This is a genomic window from Methylobacterium sp. AC315 (assembly GCF_979253755.1).
Window position 1 is genome coordinate 1 of record NZ_CEEDEA010000141.1, and the last position, 237, is coordinate 237.

Sequence of the window (237 nt, forward strand, 5' to 3'; positions counted from 1 at the left end):
TCGTCTCACTGCCCGGCTATCAGACGCCGAGCGAGGCATTCGCCGCCCGCGCAGCCGGCGCGACCGCCCTGAATCTCTTCCCCGCGGACATCGCGACCCCGGCCGCGCTCAAGGCGCACCGGGCCGTGTTCCCGGCCAGCGCCCGCGGGCTCGCCGTCGGCGGCGTCACGCCCGATAGCGTATCCATGTGGCGGCAGGCCGGCGCGGTGGGCTTCGGGCTCGGGTCGAGCCTCTATC

General features: G+C 74.7%; 1 protein-coding gene. It reads left to right on the forward strand.

Annotated elements, in window-relative coordinates:
• Positions 1 to 237 (forward strand): beta/alpha barrel domain-containing protein (locus tag AC0IY0_RS29030; RefSeq protein ID WP_471766511.1); only part of this gene is annotated, 237 nt, incomplete at both ends.